General features: G+C 52.9%; 16 protein-coding genes and 1 other annotated feature. Of the genes, 4 read left to right on the top strand and 12 right to left on the bottom strand.

The genetic code is table 11. The features are described 5' to 3' along the window. Positions 1-32 precede the first annotated feature (32 nt). Both NA389_RS01310 and NA389_RS01305 read right to left on the bottom strand, forming a co-directional pair. Positions 33-776 carry a YciC family protein gene (locus tag NA389_RS01310; RefSeq protein ID WP_000028507.1) on the bottom strand — a complete coding sequence of 248 codons (744 nt, stop codon included), beginning with the start codon at positions 774-776 and terminating at the stop codon, positions 33-35. Positions 777-801: 25 nt separating this feature from the next. Further along, complete coding sequence (locus NA389_RS01305; RefSeq protein ID WP_000114955.1) at positions 802-1,206, bottom strand: YkgJ family cysteine cluster protein; 405 nt, start codon at positions 1,204-1,206, stop codon at positions 802-804. Between the two features lie 337 nt (positions 1,207-1,543). Here NA389_RS01305 and ompW point away from each other — a divergent pair, with 337 nt between their 5' ends. Then, complete coding sequence (gene ompW / locus NA389_RS01300) at positions 1,544-2,182, top strand: outer membrane protein OmpW (protein ID WP_000714802.1); 639 nt, start codon at positions 1,544-1,546, stop codon at positions 2,180-2,182. An 81-nt stretch (positions 2,183-2,263) separates the two neighbouring features. Here the strand turns inward: ompW and NA389_RS01295 are convergent, their stop codons facing one another. From NA389_RS01295 to trpL, 10 genes are all read right to left on the bottom strand, one after another. Next, positions 2,264-3,142: a manganese catalase family protein gene (locus NA389_RS01295; protein ID WP_000488353.1), complete on the bottom strand. Its 879-nt coding sequence runs from the start codon at positions 3,140-3,142 to the stop codon at positions 2,264-2,266. Between the two features lie 19 nt (positions 3,143-3,161). Then, on the bottom strand, positions 3,162-3,668 hold the full coding sequence (locus tag NA389_RS01290) for a ferritin-like domain-containing protein (protein ID WP_001109977.1): 507 nt from the start codon (positions 3,666-3,668) through the stop codon (positions 3,162-3,164). Positions 3,669-3,741: 73 nt separating this feature from the next. Further along, positions 3,742-4,245 (bottom strand): YciE/YciF ferroxidase family protein, encoded by a 504-nt coding sequence (locus tag NA389_RS01285; protein WP_001022826.1) that lies wholly within the window; start codon positions 4,243-4,245, stop codon positions 3,742-3,744. An 89-nt stretch (positions 4,246-4,334) separates the two neighbouring features. Next, positions 4,335-4,517: a general stress protein gene (locus NA389_RS01280; RefSeq protein ID WP_000807657.1), complete on the bottom strand. Its 183-nt coding sequence runs from the start codon at positions 4,515-4,517 to the stop codon at positions 4,335-4,337. Between the two features lie 478 nt (positions 4,518-4,995). Further along, positions 4,996-5,802 (bottom strand): tryptophan synthase subunit alpha, encoded by an 807-nt coding sequence (trpA, locus tag NA389_RS01275; RefSeq protein WP_000443021.1) that lies wholly within the window; start codon positions 5,800-5,802, stop codon positions 4,996-4,998. Continuing rightward, the gene (trpB, locus tag NA389_RS01270) at positions 5,802-6,995 is read right to left on the bottom strand and encodes a tryptophan synthase subunit beta (protein WP_000209485.1); all 1,194 of its coding nucleotides are present in this window, start codon (positions 6,993-6,995) and stop codon (positions 5,802-5,804) included. Before trpB ends, trpA begins: the two co-directional genes overlap by 1 nt. A gap of 9 nt (positions 6,996-7,004) precedes the next feature. Continuing rightward, a complete protein-coding gene (gene trpCF / locus NA389_RS01265) occupies positions 7,005-8,363 on the bottom strand; it encodes a bifunctional indole-3-glycerol-phosphate synthase TrpC/phosphoribosylanthranilate isomerase TrpF (protein WP_001195303.1) in 1,359 nt (452 codons plus the stop codon). A gap of 3 nt (positions 8,364-8,366) precedes the next feature. Further along, the gene (gene trpD, locus NA389_RS01260; protein ID WP_000763487.1) at positions 8,367-9,962 is read right to left on the bottom strand and encodes a bifunctional anthranilate synthase glutamate amidotransferase component TrpG/anthranilate phosphoribosyltransferase TrpD; all 1,596 of its coding nucleotides are present in this window, start codon (positions 9,960-9,962) and stop codon (positions 8,367-8,369) included. Continuing rightward, positions 9,962-11,524: an anthranilate synthase component I gene (gene trpE, locus NA389_RS01255; RefSeq protein ID WP_001194377.1), complete on the bottom strand. Its 1,563-nt coding sequence runs from the start codon at positions 11,522-11,524 to the stop codon at positions 9,962-9,964. The genes trpD and trpE overlap by 1 nt, the downstream gene beginning before the upstream one ends. Before the next feature lie 22 nt (positions 11,525-11,546). Next, positions 11,547-11,642 (bottom strand) — a sequence feature (Trp leader region). Further along, positions 11,619-11,663 carry a trp operon leader peptide gene (gene trpL, locus NA389_RS01250; RefSeq protein WP_102040439.1) on the bottom strand — a complete coding sequence of 15 codons (45 nt, stop codon included), beginning with the start codon at positions 11,661-11,663 and terminating at the stop codon, positions 11,619-11,621. It overlaps the preceding feature by 24 nt. Positions 11,664-11,784: 121 nt before the next feature. Between trpL and rnm the strand changes: the two genes are divergently transcribed. The 3 genes from rnm (at position 11,785) to rluB (ending at position 14,270) form a co-directional block, all read left to right on the top strand. Then, positions 11,785-12,666 carry an RNase RNM gene (gene rnm / locus NA389_RS01245; RefSeq protein ID WP_000500444.1) on the top strand — a complete coding sequence of 294 codons (882 nt, stop codon included), beginning with the start codon at positions 11,785-11,787 and terminating at the stop codon, positions 12,664-12,666. A gap of 7 nt (positions 12,667-12,673) precedes the next feature. Further along, positions 12,674-13,294: an L-threonylcarbamoyladenylate synthase gene (locus NA389_RS01240; RefSeq protein WP_000077250.1), complete on the top strand. Its 621-nt coding sequence runs from the start codon at positions 12,674-12,676 to the stop codon at positions 13,292-13,294. Positions 13,295-13,394: 100 nt separating this feature from the next. Next, complete coding sequence (rluB, locus tag NA389_RS01235; RefSeq protein WP_001291233.1) at positions 13,395-14,270, top strand: 23S rRNA pseudouridine(2605) synthase RluB; 876 nt, start codon at positions 13,395-13,397, stop codon at positions 14,268-14,270. The last annotated feature ends 11 nt before the right edge of the window (positions 14,271-14,281 follow it).

The following is a 14,281-nucleotide window of genomic DNA, read 5'->3' as shown; positions in this document are numbered from 1 at the left end:
GTCGAATGCGCCGCGTAACGGCGCATTGCGGATTATTGGCGAATCAACATATACAGGCGGAATAAGTAGATAAGCAATACTGCGGAAATCAGATTGCTCAACGTATTCGCCAGTACAGCGCCTACATTTGGGGTCAGTACAGCGAAGCTGGGCGCGAACAGCAATAGCAATGTTTTAGCCAGTAACCAGCCTATCACCGCAGGCGCGACCAGTCTCATGTTAGCCCAGGCCAAACGCATACTGCTGCGCATTGCGGCAAACACGCCCATTTTCTCTTCAACCAACATCACTGGCGCAAGCGCCAGCACAATGGCCATAATAATCCCCGGAACGACAATCAGCATTATACCGATTTGCACTAACAGGGTAGTCAGAAAAATAAGAATAAACAGTTTAGGCAATGCAGGGGCGCTGGCGCCGATAGCGCGCAGCGCGCTAACCCGATGTCCCGCTGAAACTAATTGAATCATCAGGATGATACCGCCGGCCAGAATAGCGTTGCCGATAAGCCCGGAAAACGTCGAGGCGGCAGAGGCGCGCAACAGGATCTGCTGCTGCTCCGGCGTCATATTTTGTACCAGCTCAAACAGGCCAGCGCTGCCTGCCAGATGTTCTCCTTCACTGAGTTGCGCGATTTGCGCATCGCTGGGTGAAAAGGCATGACCTAAGACCACCGTGATAAATGCGCACAGCAACGAAACCAGCAAGATAGTAATAAATTGATTTCGGAAAAAATTTCCGGCGTCACGGTAAACGGACTTCGCCGTGATAGACATGCACTCTCCTTGAGTTTTGCAGGTGTTAATTTGCGGGCAATTGTACCCTGGATAACTCTACAGTGGCAGCATCAGCAGTTGTATGGAAAAGCATATCTTTGTAAAGCGGCGGTAATCCGTATCGCGCGCGGGCGCGATTGCACGCCTCATTCACTTCGCCTCCTTCGCCCGATATCGAAAATTCGCGACAGGTTGAAGGGCGGTTTTCATAAATAGCGCAACTGACGTTTTCACCCGGCGTGCCAATTAGCGCTTTACAGTGCGGCTGTTTTTGGTTGGTACCGGCCATACAACGTAAAAAAGGAGTAACAGGCTCGGTTAATGATGCCGGAACGCGTCCGCTGGCATCGTCGCCTTCAGCCCAATAAAAGGAGACACGAAAATAGGCACAACAGGCACCGCATGTCATGCATGGGTTAAGAACGCTCATGATTCACCTGCAAAAAACTCACGTATCAATAGATTACAACGGAAATTAATCTGTCCCGCAGTGTTCGCGAATCTTAACGCCACGCGCCATTGCGGGACATTGATTACCTTAGCCAGCCTTTATCGCCAGGGCAACAGGAGCAGACAAATATTTGCATAGCGTGAATATGTCAAAATTGATCTGAATTCCTATAACCAGGATTTTCAATACAAGTTTTAAATTAATCTGGATCAATAAATGTTAAATTATAAGAACAAATGTGATCTGTGTTAGATCACTTATTACTTCATTGTGGGTATATTCATCACGCTTTTATAACCATAACGATGGAGCGGGTATGAAAAAATTTACAGTGGCGGCACTGGCGTTAACAACTCTTCTCTCAGGCAGCGCGTTCGCGCACGAAGCCGGAGAATTCTTTATGCGTGCAGGTCCGGCAACCGTCAGACCTACAGAAGGGGCGGGTGGTACGCTGGGGCATTTAAACGGGTTTGATGTGAGTAATAACACGCAACTCGGCCTGACATTCACTTACATGGCGACGGACAATATCGGGGTTGAATTGCTGGCGGCCACGCCGTTCCGCCATAAGGTGGGTACAGGCGCGACGGGCGATATCGCCACGGTCCACCTGTTACCGCCAACGTTAATGGCGCAGTGGTACTTCGGCGATTCCAGCAGCAAAGTGCGTCCTTATGTCGGCGTAGGGGTGAACTACACCACCTTCTTCGATAACGGCTTTAACGATAATGGTAAAAATGCCGGGCTGTCCGATCTGAGCTTTAAGGATTCCTGGGGCGCGGCAGGGCAAGTTGGGGTAGATTACCTGATTAACCGCGACTGGTTAATTGGCGCCTCTGTCTGGTACATGGATATTGATACTACCGCCAATTATAAAATGGGCGGCGTTCAGCAGCATGACAGCGTGCGTCTGGACCCATGGGTATTTATGTTCTCGGCAGGCTATCGTTTCTAATCGCGTGATGTTGTGACGAAAAAAGACCCCGCCAGGCGGGGTCAAAAAAGGACATGACACACGGATTTTACTTGTCGGAACTCACTTGTCTTCTTTCGGTTCGCCGCAGCCTAGTTCTGCGCCAGTGAGAGGATCAACGGTGGGGTCCGATTTCGTTCTTTCTGCCATCGCTTTGAGCAGCGCCAGCTGCTCGCGCGGCAATTTCACTGTCGCCAGGCCATCGCCGCCATCAACAGCAGGCATCGGTTCTGCGACATAGTTGAAGTTCTCATCGCTATTCCAGCTACCTCGCGGATCGTCGCCTTGCGACATGTTGTAGTACACGTCGGTATACTGTTCTACTGGCGGTAATTTACCCGGCGGGAAGTTGTTACGAATCGAATACAGCGCCTTTTCAAAAGAGAGCTGGTGCGCGACTTCACGGGTCATTAAGAAACTGAGCGTGTCTTTTACGCCAGGATCGTCGGTCAGATTAATCAGGCGTTCATAAATGATCTTCGCTCGCGCCTCTGCCGCGATGTTTGAGCGTAGATCGGCTGTGACTTCGCCGATAGTATCAATATAAGCCGCGGTCCACGGTACGCCGCCGGAGTTTGTCAACGCAGGGCCGCCGCCATACAGCAGAGAGGTGATATGGCTGTCATTACCATTCTGCGTCAGCGAGCGATAAAGTTCCGCTTCGCTTTCGGTGCCTTCCGCCAGCTCGCCTTTAGCGCCTTTATTAAGCATTCCTACCAGTGAGCCGATAATTTCCAGATGACTCAGCTCCTCGGTGGCGATGTCCATTAACATCTCTCTACGACCGGCATCATCATCGCTTAAACCTTGCGTGAAGTAGCGGCAGGCAGCCGCCAGTTCGCCCTGCGGGCCGCCAAACTGTTCCAGCAGCAGGTTCGCTAATCCAGGATTAGGTTCGCTCACTCGCACAGTATATTGAAGTTGTTTTACGTGTCGAAACATATTGCCTCCTGCTTATTATTTATTTTTTGGCTTCAACGCCATCTGCTTCAGATCGCAGTAAAAATTGTTCCGTTGTCTGCGGAATATGTTTGATAAGCCAGTCAGCCATTTGCATTTCTTCTTTCAGAATGGCTTCAATCGTCGGAATTGAGGCCGTGTCACCAGCTTTTTTTGCCGCCGCCAGCAGGGAGGTATAACAAGCAATTTCGAACTGCTCGAAAACATAACCGCTAATTGAGCCTTTGACAATTTCATCGGAAGGGAACATGCCACCGATAGATTGCCCCATTGCTGCCATTTTACTCATGGAGTCTTTCAACACCGAACGAGAAATGCCATTACGGTCCAATACTTCTTCGAGCATGGTAATTTGATGTTTGGTTTCACTAATATGTTGTTCAATTCTGGCTTTTATATCAGGATAATTTTCAATACGGCTGGCCATAGATTCAAGCATCGATTCTGCCTGTTTTTCCATGGCATGGGCGTCACGAAGCCAGTCATGATAATGTTCAGTATAATTCATTTTAAATTCCTCAATGCGTGATAATCTGCTCCGATAATAAAATCGGAATCATGCAAGCTGATAATTAAAAATATTATTTCGATTTGCGTTCAGCACTTTTATTAACATTGCTGACTGCTAAATCGGTAAGTTTTAAATCAGTTTGTTTTTCCTCGTCGAGGGTTTCTTTGAGCAGTTTTAATGCTTTGCTATAGCCAAGCTGCTCGGCCAGGGTGGCAAGCGTGCCGTAGCTGGCGATTTCGTAATGCTCGACTTTTTGCGCCGCGGCGATAAGCGCTGCATCGCGTACTTCGTTTTTCTCCGTACTTTCGATGACTTCATTGGCTTCTTCAATCAGCCCTTCCATAGCGACGCATTTCATTCTTTTCAGTTTAATGCCAGATTCAGATTCGACGATCTGATCAATACGTTCAATCTGACCCTGGGTTTCTTCAAGATGAGATTGAAAGGCCTGGCTTAATTTTTCATTGGACGTGGCTCTGGCTAGTTTAGAAAGAGCCTTGGTTAATTGTTTTTCTGCACTATAGGTATCTGAAAGTAGATGGATAAAAAGGTCTTCAACGGTTTTAATATTCATAAATCTAATTCTCCTGGGCAAAATACTGCGAGCCAGAAGACTCGCAGATTGCTTGATAAAAGCATGTGTTATATTTACATTACAGTAAATCAGGAATTATCGGATTTACGTCCGCCGTGACTATTCTGACCACCTTTTTTACCGGCTTCAGAAGCTCGTTGCGGATCGTTTTTGAAATTCCCGCCGCTATGCTGACCGCCTTTGCGGCCCGCTTCAGATGCTTTTTCACGATTCTCGGCGAAATTTCCTGAACCACCACGATGTTCGGCCATATTATTTCTCCTGTCTCGTTGCTTGCTGAAAAAATCGGTTTTAACCGTGTCGACACCCTATTAAAATTAGTTGGTTAAACCGATTAGTCAAATTGTCGGAAATAGTTGTGACTTACCGCGTAAATAACGCACAAAAAATGGTTTAGAGATAATATATTCTATATTTTCTTTTAGAATAAGCGATTTAACAGTAAATGCTTTGCATTGTTATTAATAACAAACGTCACTATCTGCGGCAATAGAAACGTTAATGCATTGTTTATTGACATTTCTTTACATAAAGGCGGGGGAAATTGACGTGAAAACGCTAAATTTTTCGGCGTGATTAGGAGTTTTCTTAGCAAAAATTGACTTCAGACTTTTTGAAAGCTGGACAGGGAATAACACCAAAAAGATTGATGATGTACGCCTGAATCGTGATTCTGGTTCGGCGCAACCTCTCATTAAGCCGCCAGCGTTATGCTGACGGCTTAACCCGTTATGCGCGGCTGGCGGCTTTCATCGCTGAGACAAAGGACCTGAGCTCCGCCAACATCTGTTCGGGAGACGTGTGGTTTTTCTCGATAATGTTGACAATGGCTGAGCCGGAGATAGCGCCAGCCGCCCCGGCACGCACGGCCGCAGACACCTGTTCCGGCGAGGAGATACCGAAACCCTGTAACGCAGGCGCGGCATGGTACTCTTTAAGCTTCTCAATGAGATGATGCAACGGCAATGCGCCACGGTTTTCCGCGCCGGTGACGCCCGAACGCGAAAGCAGGTAGGTGTAACCGCGGCCGTAAGATGCGACCTGGCGCAGAAGATCGTCATCCGCATTTGGCGGGCAGATGAAGATCGGCGCGATATTATGCCGTAACGCCGCCTGGCGGAAGGGGGCCGATTCTTCAACCGGGACATCTGCGACCAGCACGGAATCTACGCCAACCTGTTCACAACGGGCATAGAACGCATCTATGCCGTTATTGAACACCAGATTCGCGTACATTAGCAGGCCAATCGGAATGGTAGGGTGTTTTTCACGAATCAGCGCCAGCATTTCAAAACACTGAGCCGGCGTGACGCCAGCGGCGAAGGCGCGTAAGTTCGCATTCTGGATGGTAGGGCCATCGGCCAGCGGATCGGAGAAGGGAATCCCCAGCTCCAGAGCGTCGGCGCCAGCGTCAATCAGTGTGTCGATAATTTTCAGTGACTGTTCAATGCCAGGGTCGCCCAGAGTCACGAAGGGGACAAAAGCGCCTTCCCGGCGATCGTTGAGCTGTGCAAATAAATTTTCGTAGCGTTCCATCAGATTTCCCCTCGCGCTTTCAGGATATCGTGTACGGTAAAGATGTCTTTATCTCCGCGGCCAGAGAGATTGACCACCAGCAGTTGCTCTTTTTCCGGCTGCTCGCGCATCATTTTCAGAGCGTGCGCCAACGCGTGGGAGGATTCCAGCGCCGGGATAATTCCCTCATGGCGGCACAACGTTTTGAAGGCTTCCAGCGCCTCATCATCGGTAATGGAGACATAATCCGCGCGTCCGATGCTGTTCAGGTACGCATGTTGCGGCCCAACGGACGGAAAATCGAGCCCGGCGGAAATGGAATAGGACTCTTCAATTTGCCCGTCCGCTGTTTGCATCATCGGCGCTTTCATCCCGAAATAGATGCCAACGCGACCATGTTTAAGCGGCGCGCCATGCTCGCCGGTTTCAATACCGTGACCGCCAGGTTCAACGCCTATTAGCCCGACGCTGGTATCATTAATAAAATCCGCAAACATCCCGATAGCGTTTGAGCCGCCACCGACGCAAGCGATAACGGCATCTGGCAGACGGCCCTCTTTGTCGAGGATTTGCGCTTTCGTCTCTTCGCCAATCATGCGTTGGAACTCGCGAACGATGGTGGGATAGGGATGCGGTCCTGCCGCCGTGCCGAGCATATAGTGCGCGGTTTCGTAACTACCGGACCAGTCGCGCAGCGCCTCGTTACAGGCATCTTTTAGCGTAGCAGAGCCGCTATGAACCGGGATGACCTCAGCGCCCATCAGACGCATACGGAAGACGTTCGGCGACTGGCGCTCAACGTCTTTGGCGCCCATATAGATACGGCATTTCAGACCCAGCAGGGCGCTGGCGAGCGCAGAGGCGACGCCGTGCTGACCGGCGCCGGTTTCAGCGATAATCTCGCTTTTCCCCATCCGTTTGGCCAGCAGCGCCTGACCCAGTACCTGATTGGTTTTGTGTGCGCCGCCGTGCAGTAAATCTTCGCGCTTTAAATACAACGTGGTACGCGTACCGGCGGTAATGTTCTGACATTTCGTCAGCGCGGTGGGGCGTCCCGCGTAGTTTTTTAGCAGATCGGCGAATTGCGCCTGAAATTCAGGATCTTTTTGCGCGCTGACGAAGGCCTCTTCAAGCTGGTTCAGCGCAGGCATCAGGATCTGCGGCACATACATGCCGCCGAATTCACCAAAGTAGGGGTTGAGAAGTGTTGTCATGTTTTTTCCTTAATATGCGCGCAGTGTCTGAAAAACTGAGGCCAGAAGACGAGCATCTTTGATGCCCGGCTGTGACTCCACACCTGAATTAAAATCGAGACCGGCACAGCCGACTTGCGCCGCCTGGACGCAGTTATCGGCCGCCAGCCCGCCCGCCAGTAACACATTATCCAGCGGTTGCCCCTGTAGCAGTGACCAGTCGAAGCGCTGCCCGCTGCCGCCTTGCCCATTGTCGAAAATGTATTTATCGACATGGTGATAATCGCGTGCGGGAAGGGCATCGCTAACGCTCAGCGCCTTCCAGATTTGCACATTGCGCGGCAACGCCTCGCGCAGCGCGTTGACATACGCCTGGTCTTCGCTGCCATGTAGCTGTACGGCAGAAAGCGGCAGGACGGCAGCTTTCTGGCAAACATCGGCGATATCAGCGTCCTGGAAAACGCCGACATACTGCAATGGCGCGGCGCTTATCACTTCTCTCGCCTGCTCAACGCTCACCGCGCGCGGAGATGAGGGTACAAAAATCAACCCGCCATATATTGCGCCAGCGTCACAGGCAGCTTTAGCGTCCTGGGCGCGGGTCAGGCCGCAGACTTTATTCTCGCCAAGCAGCACGCGACGGACGGCGGCGTTAAGATCGTCATGCGCCATTAACGCGGAGCCAATTAAAAAACCGTTGGCGAAGTGGCTCAGTTCGCGTACCTGACCATAGGTGTTAATCCCGGACTCGCTGATGACAGTCACGCCGTGGCCCAGTTTTGGCGCCAGCTGGCGGGTGCGATTCAAATCAATCGACAGATCGCGCAGATCGCGATTGTTGATACCTACCACTTTTGCGCCTAACGCTATCGCGCGCTCCCGTTCTTCGTCATTACTGACCTCCGTGAGCACGCCCATTTTCAGACTGTGCGCGACGGCGGAGAGTTGGCGATACTGTTCGTCATCCAGAACCGAGAGCATCAGTAAACAGGCATCGGCCTGATAGTAACGGGCAAGGTAGATCTGATAGGGATCGATAATAAAATCCTTACACAGAATCGGCTGCGGCGAGCTTTGGCTAACGACCGGCAGAAAATCGAAGCTCCCCTGAAAATATTTTTCGTCGGTGAGCACCGAGATTGCCGAGGCGTAATGTTGATAAATACTGGCAATACGCGCCGGATCGAAATCATCGCGAATCACGCCTTTTGATGGCGATGCTTTCTTACACTCCAGAATAAAGGCGGTACGCGCGCCCTGGAGCGCATCATAAAAATGGCGTGTACTTGGCTGGATCTCATTTTGAAAACTGGCCAGCGGCTGTTGCTGTTTGCGGGCTTCTACCCAAATCGCCTTGTCTGCGACGATTTTCGCTAAAACGGTTTGCATTATTTACCCTCTTGCCGCCAGTGCGGTGACTCTGTCATATGCGGTGCCGTTGCGCAGAACATCAAGCACGGTTTGCGCGTTGGCTTTGAGATCTTCCTGACCATGCAGACGCATCAGCATCGCCACGTTGGCGGCGACGGCGGCCTCATGCGCGGCATCGCCTTTACCTTGTAATAACCGCGTCAGAATGTCACGGTTTTCTTCCGGCGTGCCGCCAGCCAACTGATCCTGATGGTAAGGCGTCAGGCCAAAATCCTCCGCCGTAAGTTGATAGCTTTTAATTTCGCCGTCATGCAGCTCTGCGACAATCGTCGGCGCATGGAGCGAAACCTCATCCATGCCGCCGCTATGTACCACCGCCGCGCGCTGATAGCCCAGTACCCGTAAGGTTTCCGCAATCGGCAGCACCAGTTCCGGGCTATAGACGCCAATCAATGCCAGCGGCGGATGCGCCGGGTTGATCAGCGGGCCGAGTACGTTGAACAGGGTTCGCGTTTTTAACTGTTGGCGAACCGGCATCGCGTGACGGAATCCGGTGTGATATTTCGGCGCAAACAGGAAACAGACGCCCAGTTCATCTAACGCCTGACGTGATTTATCGGCGTTCATATCCAGATTAATACCGAATGCCGCCAGCAGATCGGATGACCCCGATTTGCTGGACACGCTACGGTTGCCGTGTTTCGCCACTTTCAGTCCACAGGCCGCTGCGACAAAGGCGCTGGCGGTAGAGATATTGATACTGTTGCTGCCATCGCCGCCGGTACCAACGATATCCGCAAACAGATACTCCGGGCGCGGGAACGGGGCGGCATTTTCCAGCAACGCAGTGGCGGCACCGGCAATTTCATTGGGATGCTCGCCGCGAATTTTCATGCTCACCAGCGCGGCGGCGAGCTGTTCAGGCTTAAGTTCGCCGTGGACGACCGCCGAAAACAACTGATGGCTCTCTTGTTGCGTCAGAGTTTGCGCCTGATAGAGTTTCTCCAGAATCGGCTGTAGGGTGTTGGTCGGCTCCAGCTTTTGCTGCGCCCAGGCTAATGTTTGCTCCAGTAGACGCGCGCCCTGTGTCGTCAGGATGGACTCAGGATGAAATTGAAAACCGCAAACGCGATCCGCATCATGACGTACCGCCATCACCATGCCGTTGAAATGGGCGTTAATGGTTAGCCCGGCAGGAACATTACTGCCGACCAGCGAATGATAACGCGCGACCGGTAGCGGATTCGCCAGCCCGGCGAACATCGCCTGACCGTCATGCTCAATGCTGGAGGCTTTGCCATGCAGGATTTCTCCCGCCTGACCGACATAACCGCCGTAAGCTTCGACAATCGCCTGATGCCCCAGACAAATGCCGATGATCGGTAACTTGCCGCGTAGTCGGGTCAGCAGCTCCGGCATACAGCCTGCCTCGCTGGGGACGCCCGGACCGGGGGAGAGCATTAGCACCGGATTTTTCATTGTCGCCAGGCGATCGATAAGCGTCTGTGCCGGAATATGGTTACGGTAAATCACCACGTTATGACCGTTGGTCCGTAGCTGATCTGCCAGGTTCCAGGTAAACGAGTCGATGTTATCGAGCAGCAGAATATCAGCCATCAGAAGGTCTCCTGTGCATGATGCGCGGTGGCGATAGCACGCAATACGGCGCGCGCTTTATTACGGGTTTCATCGGCTTCAGACTGCGGAACAGAGTCCAGCACAATTCCGGCGCCCGCCTGTACGGTGGCGATACCGTTCTCCACCAGCGCGGAGCGGATAACAATACAGGTGTCCAGATCGCCGTGGGCGGTGAAGTAACCGACAGCGCCGCCATAGCTGCCGCGGCGCTGTCCTTCCGCATCGGCAATCAACTGCATGGCGCGTACTTTTGGCGCGCCGCTCAGGGTGCCCATGTTCATGCAGGCGCGATAGGCGTGCAGCGCGTCGAGATCGTGACGCAGTTCGCCCACTACCCGGGAAACCAGATGCATCACGTACGAATAGCGGTCAACTTTTGTCAGATCGGCAACGTAGCGACTGCCCGGCGTACAGATGCGCGCCAGGTCATTGCGCGCCAGATCGACCAGCATCAGATGTTCGGAAAGCTCTTTATGGTCGGTACGCATGTCCAGCTCAATACGGCTGTCGAGATCTCTGTCCAGCGTACCATCGGCGCGGCGACCGCGTGGACGGGTACCCGCGATGGGGTAAATTTCAATCTGACGGCTGGTGGCGTCATATTTCAGCGAGCTTTCCGGCGACGCGCCGAAAAGCGTGAAATCATTATCCTGCATAAAGAACATATACGGGCTGGGGTTGCTCTTTTTCAGCACGTAGTAGGCAGCCAACGGCGACGGGCAGGGCAGTGAAAAGCGGCGCGACGGCACCACCTGAAATATCTCCCCCGCGCGGATGGCTTTTTGCAACTGGCGTACCACCGCGCCGAACGCGTCATCGCTTTGATTGCATTCGCAGCGCATGTCCGGCACCGGCGTGACCGGCAACGGCGGCGCAGGCTGGGTTAACTGTTGGCTAAGGTAGGCCAGGCGGGCGTTCAGGCGCTGTTTTTCCCGGTCACTGGCGGTGAACAGACTGGCCTGAATACGGGTGCTTTTTTTCTGATGATCTATCACCATTAGCGTTTCCGCTAAATAAAAGCAGTAGTCCGGGCAGTTATTGCCAGCCTCAAGGTGTGGCAGCGCTTCAAAGCCAGCGACCAGGTCGTAGGCAAACAGACCGCCGAAAAACATAGCCTCCCGCTCTTGCGTCGGTATGTTCACCACTCCCTGTAACAGGCGGAACGCATCAAATACCGACAGAGAGCATAAACGGGCGTCTTCATCTAATAATGGGCTGACGGGCGGAAAGCGTAGAATGCGACCGGCAGGCAGGACTTCGTTCTCCACGCCAGCGGGCAGGGCGGTATCCAGTAGCGGTAATAACGAGGCGCCATTATCAGATAACGCCTGAATAGTGACAGTGTCACCTAGAGCGGTAATGCGCAGCGCGCTATCTACCAGCAGCAGGCTTTTTAAATCGTCTTTACTGTCGATATCTGCGGACTCCAGCAGCAGCGTTGCCGGGCGATCGCCGCAGACCTGGTGAAAAAGCGCCGTTGGGTTTTCCCGGTAGGCGGCATCGCAGGTCAACAGTTCGAGCGTGGGTTTTGGTGTTTGCATGGTTATTCTCATTATTTTGTTCAAAAAAAAGCCCGCTTAACAGGCGGGCCGGGTATCGTTTGGCTGATTACAGCTGTTCATACACCGCCCGCTATCAGGAAGTGCACCACCAACCGTGTAATGCAAATGTCGCTGCCATTTTAGATACCCTCTTCATGTGAACTTTCGTACTAGTTAACTAGTTCGATGGAATAATGTCAACACCTATTTCAGTATATTTGCCGGAACCGTTATGATGTACATGACATACCTTTATCTCTATGGGAGCCGCCTTGAGCGACACGAATTACGCAGTGATTTACGATCTGCACAGTCATACCACGGCGTCCGATGGACTGTTGACGCCAGAAACATTAGTACACCGTGCGGTAGAGATGCGAGTCGGCACGCTGGCGATTACCGATCATGACACCACAGCCGCGATTCCTGCGGCAAGAGAAGAAATTTCACGTTCCGGGCTGGCCCTGAATCTTATTCCCGGCGTGGAGATTTCAACGGTCTGGGAGAATCATGAGATTCACATTGTGGGTCTGAATATTGATATTGCGCACCCGGCAATGCGCGATTTTCTGGCGCAGCAGACACATCGGCGTCAGGCACGCGGTCGGCTCATTGCGGAGCGTCTGGAAAAAGCCCATATTCCCGGCGCGTGGGAAGGGGCATTGAGACTGGCCAATGGCGGCGCGGTGACGCGCGGCCACTTCGCCCGCTTTCTGGTGGAGTGCGGCAAAGCCGCGACCATGGCGGATGTTTTTAAAAAATATCTCGCGCGTGGGAAAACCGGTTACGTTCCGCCGCAGTGGTGTACAATAGAACAAGCTATTGATGTCATTCATCATTCTGGCGGTAAGGCGGTGTTGGCCCATCCGGGACGCTACGACCTTAGCGCTAAGTGGCTGAAAAGATTAGTGGCGCATTTTGCCGACCATCACGGCGACGCGATGGAAGTGGCGCAGTGCCAACAATCGCCCAATGAACGCACCCAACTGGCGACGCTTGCGCGTCAGCATCATTTATGGGCATCGCTTGGATCTGATTTCCATCAGCCCTGCCCGTGGATTGAGTTGGGGCGTAAACTCTGGCTGCCCGCTGGCGTTGAAGGCGTATGGCAGACATGGGAACAGCCGCAAATATCACAGTGAGGGAAGTATGAGCCAGTTTTTTTATATCCATCCGGATAACCCACAGCAACGGCTGATTAATCAGGCCGTCGACATTGTGCGTAAAGGCGGTGTTATTGTTTATCCAACCGATTCCGGCTATGCCCTTGGTTGTAAAATTGAAGACAAAGGCGCAATGGAGCGCATTTGCCGCATCCGTCATCTGCCGGACGGCCACAACTTCACGCTGATGTGCCGCGATTTGTCCGAGTTGTCGACCTACTCCTACGTCGACAACGTGGCGTTTCGTCTGATGAAAAACAATACGCCGGGTAATTACACCTTTATCCTGAAGGGGACAAAAGAGGTGCCGCGCCGTCTGTTGCAGGAAAAGCGTAAAACCATCGGCCTGCGCGTACCGTCAAACCCGATTGCGCTGGCGTTATTGGATACGCTGGGCGAACCGATGCTCTCGACGTCGTTGATGCTGCCTGGCAGCGACTTTACCGAGTCGGACCCGGAGGAGATTAAAGATCGGCTGGAGAAGCAGGTGGATCTGATCATCCACGGCGGTTACCTCGGTCAACAGCCTACCACGGTAATCGATTTGACCAATGACTCCCCGGTGGTGCTGCGCGAAGGCGTCGGCGACGTTACACCTTTCTTATAAGGGTGTAAGCCTGTATACTACGCGGCCTTAAAATGGCGCGGCAACGCGCCGTTCATTCTCCTGTTCGACGCCTGTGAAGGCGACACCTGAAGGAAGCTCTATGAGCGAAAAGTTACAAAAAGTGCTGGCGCGCGCTGGCCACGGCTCTCGCCGTGAAATCGAATCCATTATTGAAGCGGGACGTGTCAGCGTTGACGGTAAAATCGCCACGCTTGGCGATCGTGTTGAAGTCACTCCCGGTTTGAAAATCCGTATCGACGGTCACCTGATTTCGGTGAAAGAGTCGGCGGAACAAATTTGCCGCGTTCTGGCCTATTACAAACCAGAAGGTGAACTGTGTACCCGCAATGACCCTGAAGGGCGGCCAACCGTTTTTGATCGCTTACCGAAACTGCGCGGCGCGCGGTGGATTGCGGTAGGACGTCTGGATGTCAACACCTGCGGGCTATTGTTGTTTACCACCGACGGTGAACTGGCGAACCGCCTGATGCACCCTAGTCGTGAAGTTGAACGTGAATATGCCGTGCGCGTGTTCGGTCAGGTGGATGAATCGAAACTGCGTGATTTAAGCCGTGGCGTACAGTTGGAAGATGGTCCGGCGGCATTTAAGACCATTAAATTCAGCGGCGGCGAAGGCATTAACCAGTGGTATAACGTGACGCTGACGGAAGGACGCAACCGCGAAGTTCGCCGACTGTGGGAAGCGGTAGGCGTTCAGGTCAGCCGTTTGATCCGCGTTCGTTACGGCGATATCCCGCTGCCGAAAGGCCTGCCGCGCGGCGGCTGGACTGAGCTCGACCTCGCGCAAACGAACTATCTGCGTGGTCTGGTAGAGCTCCCGCCGGAAACCTCGTCGAAGGTTGCCGTCGAAAAAGACCGTCGTCGTATGAAAGCGAACCAGATCCGTCGGGCGGTAAAACGCCACAGCCAGATAGCTGGCGGACGCCGCTCCGGTGGGCGTAATAACAACGGGTAATCTCTACCGCG

The sequence above is a fragment of the Salmonella sp. NW645 genome, from assembly GCF_051703725.1.
In the GTDB taxonomy this organism is placed as follows: domain Bacteria; phylum Pseudomonadota; class Gammaproteobacteria; order Enterobacterales; family Enterobacteriaceae; genus Salmonella; species Salmonella enterica.
This window is presented reverse-complemented; position numbering and strand designations above follow the sequence as displayed.

Coding starts and splice junctions, on each gene's coding strand:
- NA389_RS01310 (WP_000028507.1), bottom strand. CDS start 776: ATGTCTATCACGGCGAAGTCCGTTTACCGTGACGCCGGAAATTTTTTC.
- NA389_RS01305 (WP_000114955.1), bottom strand. CDS start 1,206: ATGAGCGTTCTTAACCCATGCATGACATGCGGTGCCTGTTGTGCCTAT.
- ompW (WP_000714802.1), top strand. CDS start 1,544: ATGAAAAAATTTACAGTGGCGGCACTGGCGTTAACAACTCTTCTCTCA.
- NA389_RS01295 (WP_000488353.1), bottom strand. CDS start 3,142: ATGTTTCGACACGTAAAACAACTTCAATATACTGTGCGAGTGAGCGAA.
- NA389_RS01290 (WP_001109977.1), bottom strand. CDS start 3,668: ATGAATTATACTGAACATTATCATGACTGGCTTCGTGACGCCCATGCC.
- NA389_RS01285 (WP_001022826.1), bottom strand. CDS start 4,245: ATGAATATTAAAACCGTTGAAGACCTTTTTATCCATCTACTTTCAGAT.
- NA389_RS01280 (WP_000807657.1), bottom strand. CDS start 4,517: ATGGCCGAACATCGTGGTGGTTCAGGAAATTTCGCCGAGAATCGTGAA.
- trpA (WP_000443021.1), bottom strand. CDS start 5,802: ATGGAACGCTACGAAAATTTATTTGCACAGCTCAACGATCGCCGGGAA.
- trpB (WP_000209485.1), bottom strand. CDS start 6,995: ATGACAACACTTCTCAACCCCTACTTTGGTGAATTCGGCGGCATGTAT.
- trpCF (WP_001195303.1), bottom strand. CDS start 8,363: ATGCAAACCGTTTTAGCGAAAATCGTCGCAGACAAGGCGATTTGGGTA.
- trpD (WP_000763487.1), bottom strand. CDS start 9,962: ATGGCTGATATTCTGCTGCTCGATAACATCGACTCGTTTACCTGGAAC.
- trpE (WP_001194377.1), bottom strand. CDS start 11,524: ATGCAAACACCAAAACCCACGCTCGAACTGTTGACCTGCGATGCCGCC.
- rnm (WP_000500444.1), top strand. CDS start 11,785: ATGGGAGCCGCCTTGAGCGACACGAATTACGCAGTGATTTACGATCTG.
- NA389_RS01240 (WP_000077250.1), top strand. CDS start 12,674: ATGAGCCAGTTTTTTTATATCCATCCGGATAACCCACAGCAACGGCTG.
- rluB (WP_001291233.1), top strand. CDS start 13,395: ATGAGCGAAAAGTTACAAAAAGTGCTGGCGCGCGCTGGCCACGGCTCT.